This is a genomic window from Sphingomonas sp. ABOLH (assembly GCF_003951715.1).
Lineage (GTDB): Bacteria > Pseudomonadota > Alphaproteobacteria > Sphingomonadales > Sphingomonadaceae > Sphingomonas > Sphingomonas hankookensis_A.
This window is the reverse complement of record NZ_QQWV01000008.1, coordinates 102,612-119,825: the sequence shown is the minus strand read 5'-3', so window position 1 is coordinate 119,825 and position 17,214 is coordinate 102,612. Positions and strand designations below refer to the sequence as shown.

Sequence of the window (17,214 nt, the reverse complement as noted above, 5' to 3'; positions counted from 1 at the left end):
TCAATTTGTACGCCACGCTGCATCCGATCGACCGGCGCTGCGTTGGTCCGGGCAGCAAGGGGAGCCACATTGACCGACACCGTACCGCCGATCGATCCCGCCAACGTGCCGGGCAGCCAGTCCGAACATCCGTGGCAGCACCCCTGGCCGGCGTGGCGCGCGATCTTCGTCCGTGTCTATACCATGGTCGGCTATCACAATCTGACGCTGATGGCGGCGGGGGTCGCTTTCTATGCCTTCTTGTCGTTCGTTCCGCTGCTGGGCGCGATCGTGATGACCTATGGCCTGATCGCCGATCCCTCGACGGTCGCCCGGCACATGGAGACGATCTTCGACCTCGTACCCGCCGATGCCGCGCGGCTGATTTCGGACCAGTTGATAGCGGTCGTCACTACCGCATCGTCGCAGGCCGGGCTGGGCCTGTTCGTCGCGCTGCTGCTGTCGATCTACGGCGCGATGCGTGCCGCCAGCGCCATCATCCAGGCGCTGAACGTCATCTATGAGGAAGAGGACGAGCGGAGCATCGTCGTCACCACGGCATTGGCGGCGATGCTGACCGTCGCGGCGATCATCGCCGCCATCGTCGGCATCCTGTCGGCCGGCGTATTGACCTGGATCCGGAGCCAGACCCAGTTCCTCGGCACCGCCGGCGCGATCGCGATTCAGGGGGCGACGTGGCTGGTCGCGGCGAGCATCGCCAGTGCCGCCATCGCCTTCGCCTATCGCTATGGTCCGGATCGGGCGCGCGCCAAATGGCGGTGGCTGTCGGTCGGTTCGGTTGCAGCGACGCTGTTGTGGTTGCTGGCGACCGTGCTGTTCGGCGTCTACGCGGCCAATTTCGCCAATTACAACGCGACCTACGGCGCGCTGGGCGCCGTCGTCGTGCTGCTGATGTGGCTGTTCGTGTCGAGCCTGGCGATCCTGATCGGCGCGGAGATCAATGCAGAGGCGGAGCGACAGACGGCGGTGGATTCGACCGTCGGCCATCCCCGGCCGATGGGCCATCGCGGTGCCCGCCTGGCCGATACGCTGCCCAGCAAGCGACAGATGAAGCCTCGCCGCGACCGCTACTGATCGCCGGTGCGTTGCTCCATGGCGTCGGCCGCCGCCTGGACCCGTGCCAACATGTCGCGCAGGACGTCGATCTCCTGCGCGCTGAACGAAGCGAACAGTTCCTGTTCGATCAGCAGCGCCTTGGGCGCCACCTCTTCGTACAAGGCCCGCCCGGACGCGGTGAGCCGTAGCAGGTGCGACCGCTGATCCCCGGCATTGGCGCGTCGTTCGACCAGCCCGCGGTCGACCAGCGCGATCGCGCCGCGACTGACGGTCACCTTGTCCATCCGCGTCGCGACGCACAGCGCCTGCTGCGTGATCCCGTCGCTCTCGGCGATCACCGTCACCAGCCGCCATTCGGGAATGCGCAGTCCGAACAACGACCGATAGGTCGATGCAATCGCATCCGAAACCCGGTTCGATGCGATCGACAGGCGATAGGGAAGGAAGTCATCCAGGAGCAGGCGTTTGTTCACAGCTGCGATTGTTGCCGCCGTCCCCGCCACGCGTCAACCGGGCGGAACCTGTATCGGCCGCGAAACGTAGTGTCGTTCCAATCACCGGGTCGGGATCTCCGCAATGTTCAACTGGAAACACGAGGCACAGGACCGCCTCGAAGCCCTGCTGTTCGCCCATATCGACGACCGCGCATTTCCCTGCGTGGGCGCAAAATCCGCGATGGCGCGGGGTACGCTCGATGTACTCGCCTGCTCCAGCATCGACAGCGCATGGGACGATGTCCGCATTCACGATGCCCTGATGCGACTGGCCGAAGATTATCGCCGCGACCGGGCGATGTACCGTAGCTTCGCGGTCGTGTTCGAAGGGCCGGGCGACCTGTCCGAACCGGAATTCGAACGTGCGCTGTGGCAACGGGTCCAGTCGCTGTCCGACAAGGATGTGTGGCGCGGACAGGACTATGACGCGCGGGTCAGCGCCGACCCGGACAATCCGCATTTCTCACTGAGCTTCGGCGGCGAGGCCTTTTTCATCGTCGGCCTCCACCCGCGCGCCAGCCGTCCGGCGCGACGGTTCGAACGGCCGACGCTCGTCTTCAACCTGCACGACCAGTTCGAACGGCTGCGCGCCGAAGGCAAGTATGAGACGATGCGCGAGAAGATCCTCGTGCGCGACGAAGCGCTGGCGGGCAGCCGCAACCCGATGCTCGCCCGCCACGGCGCCGCCAGCGAGGCGCGGCAATATAGCGGCCGGGTGGTCGACGAACGCTGGGCCTGCCCGTTCCATTATTCGGGGGAGGCGAAGTGAACGTCACCATCCCCGAACGGTCGGGCACGGCGTTTCGCCTGAAAACGGGGGATACGCTGGTCGTGGTCGACCCGCGCGGGTGCCAGGTGGCCGACCTGCTGGCATTCAATGCCGACGACATGGACGAAGTCATCTCGTCCGGGCGGACGCTGGATTATGCCGAGACGATCCGCCTGACGGCCGGCCATAAACTCTATTCGAACCGCAGCCGGGTAATGCTGGACATCACCGACGACACGGTCGGGGTGCATGACTTCCTGCTGACGCCATGCTCCTACGACACATTCCACCATTTCTACCCGGACCTGCCGCCGCATCGCGGCTGTTTTGGCAATCTCGCCGCCGCGCTGGAACCCTATGGCGTGACGCCGGACCGCATTCCGGTAGCGTTCAATTGTTTCATGAACGTGCCGGTGGACGGCACGACGGGCAGGCTCAGCGTCCTGCCCCCGATCAGCAAGGCAGGGGACACGATCACCTTCCGCGCCGCGATGGACCTCGTCATCGGCCTCACCGCCTGTTCGGCTCCGGCGTCCAACGGTGGCAGCTTCAAACCGATCGAATATCGGATCGAACCGGCCTAAAGCGCCCAGCATAGAAAGGCCGCCCCGGCGAGCAGCGTGCCCAGCGGCAAGCGGTCGGTCGCCGTCACCCGGCGGCCGGCGAGCGCCATCGCGAGCACGATGGCCAGCCCGGCAAGCGCCGCCACCAACAGCACCTGCGGCAAGGCGCGCCAGCCGAGCCACAGGCCGATTGCACCGAACAATTTCGGATCGCCGCCGCCCAACCCGACCCGGCCGCGCAACGATCGATAGAGAGCGGCGACCAGCCACAGCACGCCGAACCCCGCAATGCCGCCGATCAGCCGTGCCGAAAGATCGGCACCGAAGCCTCCAACGCCCCCCGTCAAGGCGACGACGGCCAGCGATGCGGTCAGGACGTCAGGCAACCAGAACGCGGCGAGGTCGATCGCCCCCAGCGCCAGCAACAGCCAGCCGCATGCGGCCCCCGCCACCCCTTCCCAACCCGGCGCGGTCAGGCCGGCGACCACGCCGATCCCCGCGCCCAGCAGTTCGGTCACGACATGTCCCGGCGCGATTTGCGTTCCGCACGTCCGGCACCGGCCACGCAGCGCGACGAAGCTAAGCACCGGCACCAGTTCCCACGCAGCTAGCGTCCGCGCGCACCCGTCGCACGCCGATCGCCCGGTCGAAACCGACCGTCCGGCCGGCCAGCGGATCGCGATCGTCGCGATGAAGCTGCCGAACACGGCACCCAGCATCCCCAGCAGGATCGGCCAGAAGGCAGGAGGCAGCGCGGACGACATCGTTCAGCGCCTAGCGCGATTGCGGCGGCGCGGCCATCGCCCTAGATGATAACAAACGAAACAAGAAATATCCCGGAGAGCGTTTCATGTCCGACCCCGTCGTCATCCTGTCCTATGCCCGCACGCCGATGGGCAGCTTCCAGGGGTCGTTGTCGGGTGCCACCGCCACGCAACTGGGCGCGACGGCGGTCGGTGCGGCGGTCGAGCGCGCCGGCCTGTCGGGCGAGGCGATCGAGCGTATCTATATGGGCTGCGTGCTGCCCGCCGGCCTCGGCCAGGCGCCGGCACGACAGGCGGCATTGGGCGCAGGTCTGCCGCAGCATGTCGAGGCGACGACTGTCAACAAGATGTGCGGATCGGGCATGCAGGCGGTGATGATGGCCGCCGATACCATCGCCGCCGGTTCCGCGGACATCATCGTCGCGGGCGGCATGGAGAGCATGACCAACGCGCCCTATCTGTCGCAGCGCCATCGCAGCGGCGCGCGGATCGGCCATGATAGGCTGATCGATCACATGTATATGGATGGGCTGGAGGACGCCTATGAACCCGGCCGGCTGATGGGCAGCTTTGCCGAGGAAACCGCGGTATCCTATGGCTTTACCCGCGAGGCGCAGGACGCCTTCGCGATCGAATCGCTGACCCGTGCGCAGGCGGCGCAAGCCTCCGGTGCGTTCGATCGCGAAATCGTGCCCGTCGAGATCGCCGGTCGCAAGGGAACGACGACCGTTCGGCTCGATGAACAGCCCGCGCGCGGCGACGTGGCCAAGATTCCGACGCTCAAACCCGCCTTTGCGAAGGATGGTACGATCACCGCCGCCAATGCCTCGTCGATTTCGGACGGCGCCGCGGCGCTGGTACTGGCGCGCGCCTCGGTGGCCGACCGGCTGGGGCTGACCCCGATCGCGCGGATCGTCGCCCATGCCGGCTTCGCCCACGCCCCCGCCCGCTTCGCCACCGCCCCGGTCTTCGCGATGCGCCGCGCGATGGAGCGCGCGGGATGGAGCGCGGAACAGATCGACCTGTTCGAGGTGAACGAAGCCTTTGCCTGCGTCACCATGGCGGCGATGCACGACCTGGACCTGCCGCACGACCGGGTGAACGTCCATGGCGGTGCCTGCGCACTCGGCCATCCGATCGGGGCCAGCGGTGCACGGGTGCTGGCGACCCTGTTGTCGGCGTTGGAGACGCGCGGGAAGAAACGCGGCCTCGCCTCGCTATGCATCGGCGGCGGCGAAGCGACGGCGCTGGCGCTCGAATTAGTCGACTGACGAACGGAACATTATCCCCCCGCCCGGCGTAGGCTACGCCACAGGCGTAGAGAAGGAATTGCCGTGGCGGATCGGGACGATGTGGTGGGATATGACGGCCCGGCAGGCGGCTGGGGCTCGGTCAAGGGGATGTCCAAGGTCCTTGCCAAGGAGCGTAACCGCCCCGCCGCGCTGGCGCAACTCGCCCGGCAGAACAAGCCCAAGGGCTTCATGTGCACGTCCTGTGCATGGGGCAAGCCCGCCGAGCCGCACCCGTTCGAATTCTGCGAGAATGGGGCGAAGGCGACGTTGTGGGACCTGACGCCCAACCGCTGCACGCCGGAATTCTTCGCGAAGCATTCCGTGACCGAGCTGAAGACGTGGAAGGATTTCGATCTCGAACATGTCGGGCGGCTGACCCATCCGCTGCGCTACGACCACGCGACCGATCATTATATCGAATGCAGCTGGGACGAAGCCTTCGCCGCGATCGGTGCGGAACTACGCGCGATCGATCCGAAAAAGGCGATCTTCTACGCCTCGGGTCGCGCCAGCCTCGAAACCTCCTATCTCTACGCGCTGTTCGCCAGGCTTTATGGGCACAACAATCTGCCCGACAGTTCGAACATGTGCCACGAAACGACGTCGGTTGCGCTGAAGAAGACGATCGGCGCGCCGGTCGGCACCTCGATCCTCGACGATTTCGAGCATTGCGATGCGATGTTCTTTTTCGGGCAGAACACCGGGTCGAACAGCCCGCGTTTCCTCCACCCCTTGCGCGACGCGGTGAAGCGCGGGTGCAAGGTCGTGACGTTCAATCCCGTCAAGGAACCCGGACTGGTCGCCTTTACCGACCCGCAGAACCCGTTCGAGATGGCGACCCGCAGCGAGACGAAGATCAGCTGCCAATATCATCAGGTGAAGCCCGGCGGCGACGTCGCGGTGATGATCGGCCTCGCCAAGCATGTGCTGGCGGCGGAAGACAAGAGCTGGGCCGAGCACAAGGTCCATGTCCTCGACGTCGACTTCATCGAACAGCACACTACCGGCTTCGCCGAGTTCGAGGCGATGGTCCGCGCAACCGACTGGGCTGATATCGAACGCGAAAGCGGCCTCAGCCGCGCCGATATCGAGGCAGCCGGCCAGGTCTATGTCGAGGCGGATCGGACGATCGGCATCTACGGCATGGGCCTGACCCAGCAGGTCAACGGGTTCGACAATGTCGCGACCTACGTCAACCTGCTGCTGATGAAGGGCAATATCGGTCGCGTCGGCACCGGCATGTCGCCGGTCCGGGGGCATAGCAACGTGCAGGGCCAGCGTACCGTCGGCATTTCGGAAAAGCCCGAACTGGTGCCGATGGACCGGTTGCGCGAACTGTTCGATTTCGAACCGCCGATGGACCATGGCCACAATACCGTGACCGCCTGCGAAGACCTGTTGAAGGGCGAGATCGACGCCTTCCTATCGCTCGGCGGCAATTTCCTGCGCGCGATCCCCGATCTGGAACGGATCGAGGCGGCATGGCCGTCGATGCGCCTGACGGTGCAGATCGCGACCAAGCTCAATCGCAGCCACCTGATCAACGGCAAGGTCGCCTATCTCCTCCCCTGCCTCGTCCGGACCGAAGTCGACAAGCAGGCCGGCGGCGAACAGATCGTCACGATCGAGGACACGTTCAGCCATATCCACGGGTCGATCGCGACCCATGAACCGGCCAGCGAGCATCTGAAGTCCGAAGTCGCCATCGTCGCCGGGATCGCCAAGGCAACGCTCGATCCCCATCCGAAGGTCGACTGGGACGGCTGGACCGGCGACTATGCAAAGGTCCGCAAGCTGATCGAGGCGACCTATCCGGAGGAGTTCCACGATTTCGAGGAACGCATGTTCACGCCGGGCGGCTTCTATCGCGGCAATTCGGCGCGCGAACGCGTGTGGAAGACCGAGAGCGGCAAGGCGGAGTTCACCGTTCCCCGGTCGCTGTCCGGCACCGACATTCCCGATGCGCCGGGTCGGCTGCGGCTGGTGACGCTACGGTCGAACGACCAGTTCAACACGACCATCTACGGCTATGACGATCGCTTTCGCGGCATTTCGGGCACCCGCGATGTCGTGCTGATGAACCCGAAGGAGATCGAGAAGGCCGGCCTGCACAAGGGGCAGGTCGTGACCATCGTCGGCGACAGCGACGACGGGATCGACCGCCGCGTGGCCGGGCTGAAGGTCGTGCCGTTCGACCTGCCCGATGGCTGCATCGCCGGCTATTATCCCGAGCTCAATCCGCTGGTCCCGCTGAACTGGCACGACCACGGATCGCAGACGCCGGCGGCGAAGGCGGTGCCGGTGCGTATCGTCGCCTGATGGATCAGGGGGGTAGCGCCACCCGGCGGTTCGACCGGGTGGCGGCATCGGGGGATGCCGAACGACAGGAACGCGCCATCGCGATCGAGGCACCGGTCGCGATCGAGGTGAATGGCCTGGGCTATGCCGTGCTGATGGCGACGCCGACCGATCTGGCCGACTTGGCTTACGGCTTCGTCTTGTCCGAACGGCTGGTGGATGATGCTGGCGAAGTGGTCGAGGTGTCGACGCACCCGGCGGCATCGGGCACGCTGCTGCGCATCACGCTCAGCGCGGAACGGCACGACCGGGTCGCCGAGCGCGTGCGGCACCGCATCTCCGAATCCTCCTGCGGGCTGTGCGGGATCGAAAATCTCGAACAGGCGCTGCGCCCCCTGCCCGCCGTGTCGGAACGAAGCGGAGCATCGCCCGCCGCCATTGTCGCTGCGGCGGCGGCCTTGCGCGACTATCAACCCCTGGCGCAGGCAACCGGCGCGACCCATGCCGCCGCGCTGTGCGCCATCGATGGCAGTGTCCGGCTGGTGCGCGAGGATGTCGGTCGACACAACGCGTTCGACAAATTGATCGGCGCGATGCGGCGTGCCGGCCAGGACTGGGATGGCGGCTTCGCGCTGCTGTCGTCGCGCTGCTCCTATGAACTGGTCGAAAAGGCGGTGCTGGCAAACTGCCCGCTGCTCGCCACCCTCTCGGCCGCCACGTCGCTGGCGCTCGACCGCGCGGCGAGTGCCGGGCTGCCGCTCCGAACGCTCGTCCGCGGCGACGCGATGCTGGCGATATGACCCGCGTCCTCGGAACGATCCTTGCCGGCGGGCGCTCGACCCGCTTTGGCAGTGACAAGGCATTGGCGACGCTCGACGGGCGCGCCCTGATCGACCGGGTCATGGATGCGCTCGGTCCGCAGGTGGACGCATTGGTCGTGGTCGGTCGCTCGCATCCGGGCGTCCCCTGCATCCCCGACCGGCCGGCACCCGACCTCGGACCGCTCGGCGGAATAGCGGCGGCGTTGCATCACGCCAGGGCGCACGGCTTCGAACAGGTGCTGACCGTACCCTGCGACGCGCCGTTCCTGCCGACTACCCTCCGACAACAGCTGTCCGACGCCGGTCCCGCTGCCTATTACGCCGACCTGCCGGTGGTCGGATGGTGGCCGTCCGGCGCCAGCCCGGTGCTCGACATGCTGCTGGCAGAGGGCGGATCGCGCTCGGTCCGGGCCTTCACCGATCGCATCGGCGCGACGGCCGTGGCCGCATCGGGTGAAATTGCGAACATCAACACGCCGGATGATCTGGCGCTGCTGGCGAAGCGCGATATAGCCGAACGGTGATGACCGCGTCGTTCCTGATCCTGCGTGTCGGCGATACCCGCCTCGCGCTGCCCATGGCGGCAGTGCGGGAAGTGCTGCCGTTGCTGCCGATCGACACGCCGCCCGGTCTCCCGCGCCCGCTGCTGGGCTTCGTGACGCTGCAGGGGCTGCCGGTGCCGGTCCTCGCCCCGCACCTGCTGCTCGATCCGCAGCAGCAGACGGGACCCGTCGACCTGTCCGCCCATCTGGTCCGGCTGCGCGACGATGTCTGCCTGCTGGTCGACCGCGCGGAGGATGTCGCGACCGGCGACGTCGGCCCGCTCGACCCCGGCCATAGCCTGAACGACGCGATCACCGGCGAACTCGCGCTGCCCGATGGGACGGTCCATGTCGTCGCCCCCGACCGCCTGCTGCTGGACAGCGAACGGGCGGTGTTGGCCGAGCTGACCGCCGTTGCCGCCGAACGCCGTTCGCTATGGACCGCGGCATGATCGCCGACGACGCCTTTGCGGAGGTGAAGGCGCTGGTCATCGCGCGGACCGGCCACCATTATTACGTCGATAAGGACAGCCAGCTGGCCGACCGCATCGCGCAGCGGATGGCGGCCACCGGCGATGCGACGCTGGCCGACTATGGCGCCCGCCTGCGTGACCCCACCGATCCCGAATGGCGGCGGCTGGAAAGCGCGGTCACGATCAACGAAACCTTCTTCTTCCGCTTCGCCGAACAGTTCGCGGCGCTGCGCACGACCATCCTGCCGGCGATGATCGATCGCCACCGGGACGACAAAAGGCTGCGCATCTGGAGTGTCGGCTGTTCGACCGGAGCGGAGGCCCACTCGGTCGCGGTGGTGCTGGACGATCTGCTGGGCGAGGCGATCGCGGACTGGCGCATCGCGCTCACCGGAACCGATATCGACGAAGCGGCACTGGACGCCGCGCGGCGCGCGGAATATTCGTCCTGGGCGCTTCGCACCATGGGCGAGACGGAGCGGGCGCGGTTGTTCGACCGCACCGGCGATCGCTACCGCCTGAAGGACCGCTACCGCGGGATCGCGCGGTTCGAACGCCACAACCTGTTGTCGATGATCGACGCGGCAGCGCCGCTGGGGTTCAGCGATTACGACCTGATCCTGTGCCGCAACGTGCTGATCTATTTCCGGCAGGAGGATGCGACCGCGATCGTCGGCGCGCTGGCCAGGCGGCTGGCGACGGACGGCGTCCTGCTGCTGGGGCATGCCGAACCCAATCCCGGCTTCGATGCGGTCGCCGATAGCGAACTGATCGCTGGAATCCTGACCTATCGGACGCTCGGCACCCGGCCGAAGCCGGTGCCGCCCACCCCGCCCGTGATCGAAACCGTCCCCGCGCCACACGTCGATAAATCACGCTCGGCGCCGCTCCCAAGGCCCCCAGCGCCACCCCCGCCGACGCCAAAGACGGAAGCGCCGCTGGTGGTGCGCACGCCCGATGCCGTTGCCCATTATTTCGCGGCCCTCGATGCGCTGGCTGCCGACGACAAGGAGCGCGCCGAACGGGCGTTTCGCGACGCGCTATACCTCGATCGATCCTTTGCGATGGCGCATTACCAGTTCGGCCACTACCTGCTGGCACAGGGCCGCGCGCCCGATGGTCGCCGCAGCCTGACCAACGCGCTGCGGGTCGCCAGCGCGCTTGCGCCCGATACCGAACTGGCCGAAGGCGAAGGCATGACCGCCGGCGCGATGGCCACCGCCATCCGCCACACCATCGGACCCCATCGTTGAGCGCACCGCTGATCCTTGCCGACGGCCTCGATGCCGATGCCATCGCCGCGATCCTGGCCGCACGGCAGCGGGCCGTCGGCAGCACGCGCTCCCTGGACGATCGACCGACCGAAACGCTGCTCGTCTTCGACCTGGGCGGCGTCGCGCATGGCCTGCCGATCGACTGCGTACGTGCGGTCGCGCCGCTGCCCAAGGTGACGCGCCTGCCCCATCCCCCGGCCGCGCTGACGGGGCTGGTCGCATGGCGCGGCACGGTCGTGAACCTGTTCGCGCTGGCGGAGCTGCTCGACCGTGATGCGGCGGGCGCGACGGCGATGATCGTGCTGCGCCACGACGCGCCCCGTATCGCCCTTGCCGTCGATGCCGTGTCCGGCGTCACGACGATTGCCCGCCAGCCGGCCGCCTCGGCGCTTGCCACGCTGGTCGTCGATGGCGACCAAAGGTTGACACGCATCGACTCCGTCATGCTGATCGAACGATTGCTCCCTGCCCGTCTTCAGGAAGGATAAGGTTTGTCCGTCTCTACCCGGATCGCCGCCGGCTTCGCCGCCCTGACCGCGATCCTCCTCGCGCTTGGCGTCTATGCGCTGGTCCAGATCGGCGACGTCCGCCACACCGTCGACATGATCGTCGAACGCGACCTCGCGTCGATGGAGGCGCTCAATCGCATCGACCACGCCCTGTCGCGCAAGGTCGAACAGCGCGCCAGCCTCGTCCAGGCCTTCCTGACCGGCGACAACAGTCGCGTCCGGGAGGCAACGACCGGATGGCGCAACGCCGTCGAGGAAGCGCAGCGCGGCATCGCCGAACAGGAACGCGCCGCCGAAACCTATCGCGACAATTCGGTGACGGGCGCGCGGTCCGAACTCTGGGCACGGATGGCCCGCCAACTGGCCGAGGGCGACCGCGCGCTCAAACAGACTCGGGCGGATGTCGAGACCCAGCTGGCCGCAATCGCTGCAGGCGACCGGGCGGCGGTGCTGGCGACCGAGGCCGATATCGTGCGCGACCATGCCGCGACGGTCGGCCGGATCGGCCAAGCGCGCGAAACGCTTAACGTCGCCATCGAACGTGGGCGGGATGCGACCCGCGACGTCTATAACGCCAGCCGGATTTCCATCATTCTGGGGCTGATGGTCGCGATCGTCGTCGCCATTGCCGTCGCGGTGACGACCCGCCGTTCGATCGTGCGGCCGCTCGATGCGTTCATGGGCTTTGTCGGGCGCATCGGCGAAGGCAATCTGTCGACGACCACCGACGTGACCGGTGCCGACGAACTCGGGCGCCTTGGCCGCACGCTCAACGACATGGTCGGCGGGCTGCGCACCATCGCAACGCAGAACCGCGCAGCGACCAACGACCTGAACGCGGCGACCACCGAAATCCGTGCGTCGACGCAGGAACAGGCGGCGTCGGTCGAGGAGCAGTTGGCCGCGGTGCAGGAAACCGCCGCCACCGTCGACGAGATCACTCATAGCGGCGCGCAGATCACTCGCCGCGCGCAGGAGGTGATCGCGCAGGCGCAGGCGACCGCCCAAGTCAGCAACGCCGGCCTGACTGCCGTCGCCGATACCGCGCGCGCGATGGATGCGATCCGCGAACAGGCCGAAGCGGTGGCGACCAACATCGTCGCCCTGTCGGAAAAGACCCAGGCGATCGGCGACATCATCGCGACGGTCAACGACGTGTCGGAACGCTCGCACCTGCTCGCGCTCAACGCCTCGATCGAGGCGGCGGCGGCGGGTGAACAGGGGCGCAGTTTCGCCATCGTCGCATCGGAGATGAAGCAGCTGGCCGATCAGGCCAAGGGCGCGACACGCAACGTCCGCTCGATCCTGGGCGATATCCAGCGCGGGATCAATTCGTCGGTGATGCTGACCGAGGAGGCGGTGAAGCGCGTCGCGTCGGGCAAGGAACGCACCGATGCCGGCCATGCCGCGATCGAGGAACTGGCGACCCGCGTGCAGGAAAATGTCCAGACCTTCCAGCAGATCGTCGCATCGACCAACCAGCAGCAGATCGGCATCGAACAGGTCACCATCGCCCTGCAGAATATCCGCGAAGCGTCGCAACAGACCGCTGCCTCCACCCGTCAGCTCGATCAGGCGGCAAGCGACCTGGGCGAATTGTCGCGCACGCTGGTCGGCCTGACCGAACGCTACCGCCTGTAACGGCAGGACGCGCGCGTGGACGAGCTTCAGGCCGAATTGCTGGCGGCATTCGCGTCGGAACTGGCCGAACACATGGCCGGCATCCGCGCGGCGCTGGCCGATGCTGATGCCGGCCGCCCGGTCGACCTGCGCGAATTCAGCCGCCGGGCGCACAGCCTGAAAGGCGCGGCGCGCGCGGTTGAACTGCCGGAGAGCGAAGCCGCCGCGCATGAGGCGGAGGCGCTGATCCTCGCCATCGAACGCGGCGAACGGGCGATGGACGGCGCGGCGATCGCCGAGCTCCGCCGCCTCGCCGATGCGATCGAGGACGGCGCCGCCCCGGATACGAACGACAGCGCGACCGACATCGAGCCCGAACGGCGTGTCGCGGTGTCGGGCCACCGGGTCGAGCGGCTCGGCCGTTCGCTGCACGTCATGGCGACGCAGATCGCCGAACAGGGCATGGTCGCCGACCGTTTGAACGCGCTGGCCGAGGATCTTGCCGCACTGTCGCCTCTGCTCGCCACCGCCGGCGACAGCGAAGCCGCACGACGGCTGCGACAGGCGACGGGCGAGCTGGACCGCATCCGCCGCCTGCACGGGCGGCTGCGCGACGCGCTGGACCGGTCGAGCGCCGAACTGGAACGCGATGGCGAGCGGCTGTTGCTGCAACCGGTGGCGACGCTCTTCGACGGCTATGAACGCGCCGTCCGCGACCTGGCGACCGCCGAGGGCAAGGTCGCACGGCTACGAACGACCGAAACGGATGGCGAGGCCGATCGCCGCGTCCTGAATGCGCTGCGCGATCCGCTGCTGCACGTCCTGCGCAATGCCGTGCGCCATGGCATCGAAACGCCCGACCGTCGCCATCGAGCGGGCAAGGAGGACACAGGCACGATCAGCATCGACACGCGGATCGATCGCGGGCGGCTGATCATCACCGTCCGTGACGACGGTGCCGGGCTGGACGATGCGGCGATCGTCGCCCGTGCCCGCGCTGCCGACCTGATCCCCGCCGATGCCCCCCCGCCCAGAGGACAGGCGTTGCATGCGCTGCTGTTCGAACAGGGACTGTCCACCGCCGACCGGCTGGACGAGGTCGCCGGGCGCGGCATCGGCCTGTCGGTCGTGGCGGAGGTCGCCCGCCGCCTGCACGGGTCGGCCAGCATCGCGCCCGGCTCGGGCGGCGGGACCGTCGTGACCATCGCCGTGCCGGTCGCACTGACCCGCCGCACATTGCTGATGGTCGAGGTCGGCGACACGGTCTGCGCCCTACCCGCCGATGCGGTGCGACAGGTACTGCGGATCGATCCCGCCGACCTTTCCCCCAGCGGAGCGGAGGTGATGCTGCCGGTCAATGGCCAGCCGCTGCCCGTTACGCGGCTCGGCGACATATTGGGCACGGCACAGGCCGATGCCGCCGGTCCGCTGCGGGCGGTGGTGCTGGAGGCGGAGGGCGTCCGCCGCGTCCTGATCGTCGATGCGCTGCGCGATGTCCGGGCGCTGCTGGTCGGCGATGCCGCGGCGATCGCCGCCGATCTGCCGCTGGTGCTGGGCACGGTGCTGACGAATGGCGAGGTCGTGCTGGTGCTCGATCCGGCCCAGCTGGTACGCGACCGGGCCAGCGGCCGGGCGGCAAGCCCCTACGTCGCGCCCCAGGCCGAAGCGCAAAGCCGCACCATCCTGGTCGTCGACGATTCCATCACGACCCGTACGCTGGAGCGCAGCATCCTCGAAGCGCAGGGCTATCGCGTACTGGTCGAGGTCGACGGACTGGCCGGGCTGGAACGGCTGCGCTCCGGCCTCGATGCCATCGATCTGGTCGTCGCAGATGTCGAGATGCCGCGCATGGATGGCTTCGCTTTGCTGGCGGCGATACGGAACGATCCGGCACTCAAAACTTTACCGGTCATCATGATGACATCGCGCAACAGCCCCGACGATATCGAACGCGGCCTCAGCCTCGGCGCCGACGCCTATGTCACCAAACAGGATTTCGATCAGGGCATGTTGATCGGCACCGTCCAGCAGCTGATCTGACGCAATGACGGCCCGCACCGCCCCTGCCCGCGTGATGATCGTCGAGGATTCGACCGTGGTCCGCACGCTGCTGACGCATATCGTCGGCAGCGACCCGCGCCTGACCGTCGCCGCCAGCTTCGCCACCGCCGAAGAAGCGATCGAGGCGCTGCCGGTCCTCCGCCCCGATGTCATCTCGATGGATATTCGCCTGCCCGGCATCGACGGGCTGGAGGCAACGCGGCAGATCATGGCCAGCCATCCGACGCCGATCGTGGTGATCTCCGCCAGCATGGACGGCGGCGCGATGGGCGACAGCATGGACGCGCTGCGCGCCGGGGCGCTGTCGGTCGTCGAAAAGCCGGTCGGGCTGGGCGATGCCGCCTATGCCCAGGTCGCGCACGAGATACGGACGCAGCTTGCAATCATGAGCGAGGTGGCGGTGGTGCGGCGACGGATGCCGGCCGCGCCCAAAATTCCGGTTCAGCCCGTCCGACAGCGCGCCCCCTCGGCCCTCCTGTTCGCGGCATCGACCGGTGGCCCTCCGGCACTCGCCCGGTTGCTGGGCGCGCTCCCGGCCGATCTGCCGCTGCCGGTGCTGCTGGTGCAGCATATGGGGGCCAGCTTCATGGCCGGCTTTGCCAGCTGGCTCGACAGCGTTGTCCCACAGCGGGTCGAGCTTGCCCGCAACGGCGAGATGCCGACGCCGGGAACGGTCCATGTCGCGCCCGGCGACGCCCATCTGACGCTCGCACGCGGAGGCACGATCCGTCTGGCCACCGACGGACCGGTCGGCGGCCAGCGCCCCTCCGCGACCCGCCTGATCGAGAGCGCCGCCGTGGCACTGGACGGTGCGGCGCTGGCCGTCGTCCTGACCGGAATGGGTGAGGACGGCGCGGCCGGCGTGCGGGCGCTGCTCGCGGCTGGCGGACAGGCGGTGGCGGAGGACGCCAGCACCTCGATCGTCTATGGCATGCCCGCGGCTGCGCATCGCGCCGGTGCGCTCTCGCTGCCGCTCGACCTGATCGCCCCGCATGTCCGCCGCATCGTGGAGCGCGCGCGGTGAACGACGACGCAGCGATCCTGCTGATCGAGGATTCCGATACCCAGGCGCTGCAATTGCGGCGGATGTTCGAACGTGCCGGCTTTCGGATCGACCGGACGCGCGATGCCGAAACCGCGCTGGAAACGCTGAACCACAGCCGGCCGGACCTGCTGGTCGTCGATTATCGCCTGCCGGGCATGAACGGCGACGAACTGGTGCGCATCGTGCGACAGACCGGCGCCACCCGCACGCTGCCGATCCTGATGCTGACCGGCGACGATGCATCGGATGTCGAACGACAGGGGCTGGACAGCGGTGCCAACGCCTATGTGCCCAAGCGCGGCGGGGCCGAGCTGATCCTGTCGCGGGTCCGCGCCCTGTTGCGGCAGGCACGCGCACGGCCGCTGGGCGACGGCCCGGCAGCGGCCTTGCGCCAGGCGCGCCTGCTGCTGCTCGCCCCGCAGGACACGGCGTCGGATCAGCTGGTGTCCGACCTTGCCGCCGAGGGCTATCACGTCGGCCATGTCGCCGGGATCGCCGATACCCTGAAGGCGATCGACGAGGAAGCGGCCGACGGCATCCTCGTCGTCGAACAGCCGGGTGATCCGTCCTTCGGCCTGTCGGCAAAACTGGACGCGCGCCGCACCGCGCGGGCAAGCGGCGTTGCGCTGGTTGCGCTGACCGACGATGCCGAGCCGGCGACGGTACTGGCTGGCCTCGCCGCCGGAGCGGACGACGTGGTGTCGCGCGGGCGCGACGGCGACATGCTGCTCGTCCGTATCCGGGCCATCGTCCGGCGCAAGCTGGCGCGCGACGAGGAGGCCGCGGGTATCGCGCGCGAACAGGCGCAGGCGATCGCACTGGCACAGGCCCGCGCAGAGGCCGACGCGGCGGAACGGCTGGCGCAGGCCAATGCCGAACTGGCCGGCGCCAACGCCCTGCTGCGCGAAACCCAGGCGCAACTGGTCCAATCGGCCAAGATGGCGTCGTTGGGCGAACTGGTCGCGGGCATCGCGCATGAGATCAACAATCCGCTCGCCTTCATCCTGGCCCATCAGGCCACTGTCGAACGGGCGGTCGCCGGCGCGGCGAATGCCGATGACGATGCGCGCGGCGCACTGCTGACCAAGGCGGCGGACCGGCTCCAGTCGATCCGGTCCGGCCTGACCCGTATTCAGGAACTGGTGGTGAAGCTGCGGCGCTTTTCGCGGCTGGACGATGGCGAGGTGTCGCGGATCGACATTCCCGATGCCATCGACGCGGTCCTGACCCTGCTCGCCCCTCGTCTGGGCAGCGTCGAGGTAGTCCGGACCTACGGGCCGGCACGGATGCTCGAATGTTCGGGGGCGCTGGTCAATCAGGTCGTGATGAACATCGTCGCCAACGCCGCCGATGCGGTCGATCCGGTCGCGGGCCGCATCGCCATCACCACCGGTGCCGCCGACGGCATGTTCTGCATCCAGGTCGACGACAATGGCCCGGGCGTTCCCGAGGACCGTCGCGAGCGGGTGTTCGAACCCTTTTTCACGACCAAGGATGTCGGCTCCGGCACCGGCCTGGGTCTTGCCATCGCCTATGGCGTCGTCCGCTCGCACGGCGGGACGATCGCGATCGAGCGCGCGGTACAGGGTGGCGCTTCCTTCATCATCAGGATACCAGAACGGCCGTAATGGAT

16 protein-coding genes are annotated in these 17,214 nt (G+C 67.9%); 14 read left to right on the top strand and 2 right to left on the bottom strand.

The genetic code is table 11. The features are described 5' to 3' along the window. The first annotated feature begins 69 nt into the window (after positions 1-69). Positions 70-1,074, top strand: coding sequence for a YihY/virulence factor BrkB family protein (locus CA237_RS06185; protein ID WP_232307934.1), 1,005 nt, complete (start codon positions 70-72; stop codon positions 1,072-1,074). Here the strand turns inward: CA237_RS06185 and CA237_RS06180 are convergent. Beyond that, the gene (locus CA237_RS06180) at positions 1,068-1,529 is read right to left on the bottom strand and encodes a MarR family transcriptional regulator (protein ID WP_232307933.1); all 462 of its coding nucleotides are present in this window, start codon (positions 1,527-1,529) and stop codon (positions 1,068-1,070) included. The genes CA237_RS06185 and CA237_RS06180 overlap by 7 nt on opposite strands. Positions 1,530-1,632: 103 nt before the next feature. Between CA237_RS06180 and gntA the strand changes: the two genes are divergently transcribed. Continuing rightward, the gene (gntA, locus tag CA237_RS06175) at positions 1,633-2,319 is read left to right on the top strand and encodes a guanitoxin biosynthesis heme-dependent pre-guanitoxin N-hydroxylase GntA (protein WP_066689791.1); all 687 of its coding nucleotides are present in this window, start codon (positions 1,633-1,635) and stop codon (positions 2,317-2,319) included. Continuing rightward, positions 2,316-2,903 carry an urea carboxylase-associated family protein gene (locus CA237_RS06170; RefSeq protein WP_126013383.1) on the top strand — a complete coding sequence of 196 codons (588 nt, stop codon included), beginning with the start codon at positions 2,316-2,318 and terminating at the stop codon, positions 2,901-2,903. Before gntA ends, CA237_RS06170 begins: the two co-directional genes overlap by 4 nt. Here the strand turns inward: CA237_RS06170 and CA237_RS06165 are convergent. Next, on the bottom strand, positions 2,900-3,646 hold the full coding sequence (locus CA237_RS06165) for an A24 family peptidase (protein WP_066689789.1): 747 nt from the start codon (positions 3,644-3,646) through the stop codon (positions 2,900-2,902). The two genes, CA237_RS06170 and CA237_RS06165, sit on opposite strands and share 4 nt — an antisense overlap. An 86-nt stretch (positions 3,647-3,732) precedes the next feature. On the opposite strand from CA237_RS06165, the gene CA237_RS06160 reads away from it, so the two are divergent. The 11 genes from CA237_RS06160 (at position 3,733) to CA237_RS06110 (ending at position 17,209) form a co-directional block, all read left to right on the top strand. Then, on the top strand, positions 3,733-4,917 hold the full coding sequence (locus CA237_RS06160) for an acetyl-CoA C-acyltransferase (protein WP_066689788.1): 1,185 nt from the start codon (positions 3,733-3,735) through the stop codon (positions 4,915-4,917). A 63-nt stretch (positions 4,918-4,980) separates the two neighbouring features. After that, a complete protein-coding gene (locus tag CA237_RS06155) occupies positions 4,981-7,257 on the top strand; it encodes an FdhF/YdeP family oxidoreductase (RefSeq protein ID WP_066689787.1) in 2,277 nt (758 codons plus the stop codon). After that, positions 7,257-8,036, top strand: a complete 780-nt coding sequence (fdhD, locus tag CA237_RS06150) for a formate dehydrogenase accessory sulfurtransferase FdhD (RefSeq protein WP_066689786.1) — start codon at positions 7,257-7,259, stop codon at positions 8,034-8,036. The genes CA237_RS06155 and fdhD overlap by 1 nt, the downstream gene beginning before the upstream one ends. Next, the gene (locus CA237_RS06145; RefSeq protein WP_066689785.1) at positions 8,033-8,581 is read left to right on the top strand and encodes a molybdenum cofactor guanylyltransferase; all 549 of its coding nucleotides are present in this window, start codon (positions 8,033-8,035) and stop codon (positions 8,579-8,581) included. The genes fdhD and CA237_RS06145 overlap by 4 nt, the downstream gene beginning before the upstream one ends. Beyond that, a complete protein-coding gene (locus CA237_RS06140; RefSeq protein ID WP_066689784.1) occupies positions 8,581-9,051 on the top strand; it encodes a chemotaxis protein CheW in 471 nt (156 codons plus the stop codon). The genes CA237_RS06145 and CA237_RS06140 overlap by 1 nt, the downstream gene beginning before the upstream one ends. Then, positions 9,048-10,325: a protein-glutamate O-methyltransferase CheR gene (locus CA237_RS06135; protein ID WP_198158532.1), complete on the top strand. Its 1,278-nt coding sequence runs from the start codon at positions 9,048-9,050 to the stop codon at positions 10,323-10,325. Before CA237_RS06140 ends, CA237_RS06135 begins: the two co-directional genes overlap by 4 nt. Then, the gene (locus tag CA237_RS06130; protein ID WP_126013380.1) at positions 10,322-10,834 is read left to right on the top strand and encodes a chemotaxis protein CheW; all 513 of its coding nucleotides are present in this window, start codon (positions 10,322-10,324) and stop codon (positions 10,832-10,834) included. Before CA237_RS06135 ends, CA237_RS06130 begins: the two co-directional genes overlap by 4 nt. Positions 10,835-10,837: 3 nt before the next feature. Beyond that, positions 10,838-12,496: a methyl-accepting chemotaxis protein gene (locus CA237_RS06125; RefSeq protein WP_066689781.1), complete on the top strand. Its 1,659-nt coding sequence runs from the start codon at positions 10,838-10,840 to the stop codon at positions 12,494-12,496. Positions 12,497-12,511: 15 nt separating this feature from the next. Next, on the top strand, positions 12,512-14,515 hold the full coding sequence (locus CA237_RS06120) for a response regulator (RefSeq protein WP_066689780.1): 2,004 nt from the start codon (positions 12,512-12,514) through the stop codon (positions 14,513-14,515). 4 nt (positions 14,516-14,519) lie between these two features. Further along, complete coding sequence (locus CA237_RS06115) at positions 14,520-15,560, top strand: chemotaxis protein CheB (protein WP_198158531.1); 1,041 nt, start codon at positions 14,520-14,522, stop codon at positions 15,558-15,560. Then, complete coding sequence (locus tag CA237_RS06110) at positions 15,557-17,209, top strand: response regulator (RefSeq protein ID WP_126013377.1); 1,653 nt, start codon at positions 15,557-15,559, stop codon at positions 17,207-17,209. The genes CA237_RS06115 and CA237_RS06110 overlap by 4 nt, the downstream gene beginning before the upstream one ends. Positions 17,210-17,214 lie beyond the last annotated feature (5 nt).

Bases quoted from the DNA above. Each gene is read 5' to 3' on its own strand.
- gntA (WP_066689791.1), top strand. From the start codon at position 1,633: ATGTTCAACTGGAAACACGAGGCACAGGACCGCCTCGAAGCCCTGCTG.
- CA237_RS06165 (WP_066689789.1), bottom strand. From the start codon at position 3,646: ATGTCGTCCGCGCTGCCTCCTGCCTTCTGGCCGATCCTGCTGGGGATG.
- CA237_RS06160 (WP_066689788.1), top strand. From the start codon at position 3,733: ATGTCCGACCCCGTCGTCATCCTGTCCTATGCCCGCACGCCGATGGGC.
- fdhD (WP_066689786.1), top strand. From the start codon at position 7,257: ATGGATCAGGGGGGTAGCGCCACCCGGCGGTTCGACCGGGTGGCGGCA.
- CA237_RS06145 (WP_066689785.1), top strand. From the start codon at position 8,033: ATGACCCGCGTCCTCGGAACGATCCTTGCCGGCGGGCGCTCGACCCGC.
- CA237_RS06140 (WP_066689784.1), top strand. From the start codon at position 8,581: ATGACCGCGTCGTTCCTGATCCTGCGTGTCGGCGATACCCGCCTCGCG.
- CA237_RS06135 (WP_198158532.1), top strand. From the start codon at position 9,048: ATGATCGCCGACGACGCCTTTGCGGAGGTGAAGGCGCTGGTCATCGCG.
- CA237_RS06115 (WP_198158531.1), top strand. From the start codon at position 14,520: ATGACGGCCCGCACCGCCCCTGCCCGCGTGATGATCGTCGAGGATTCG.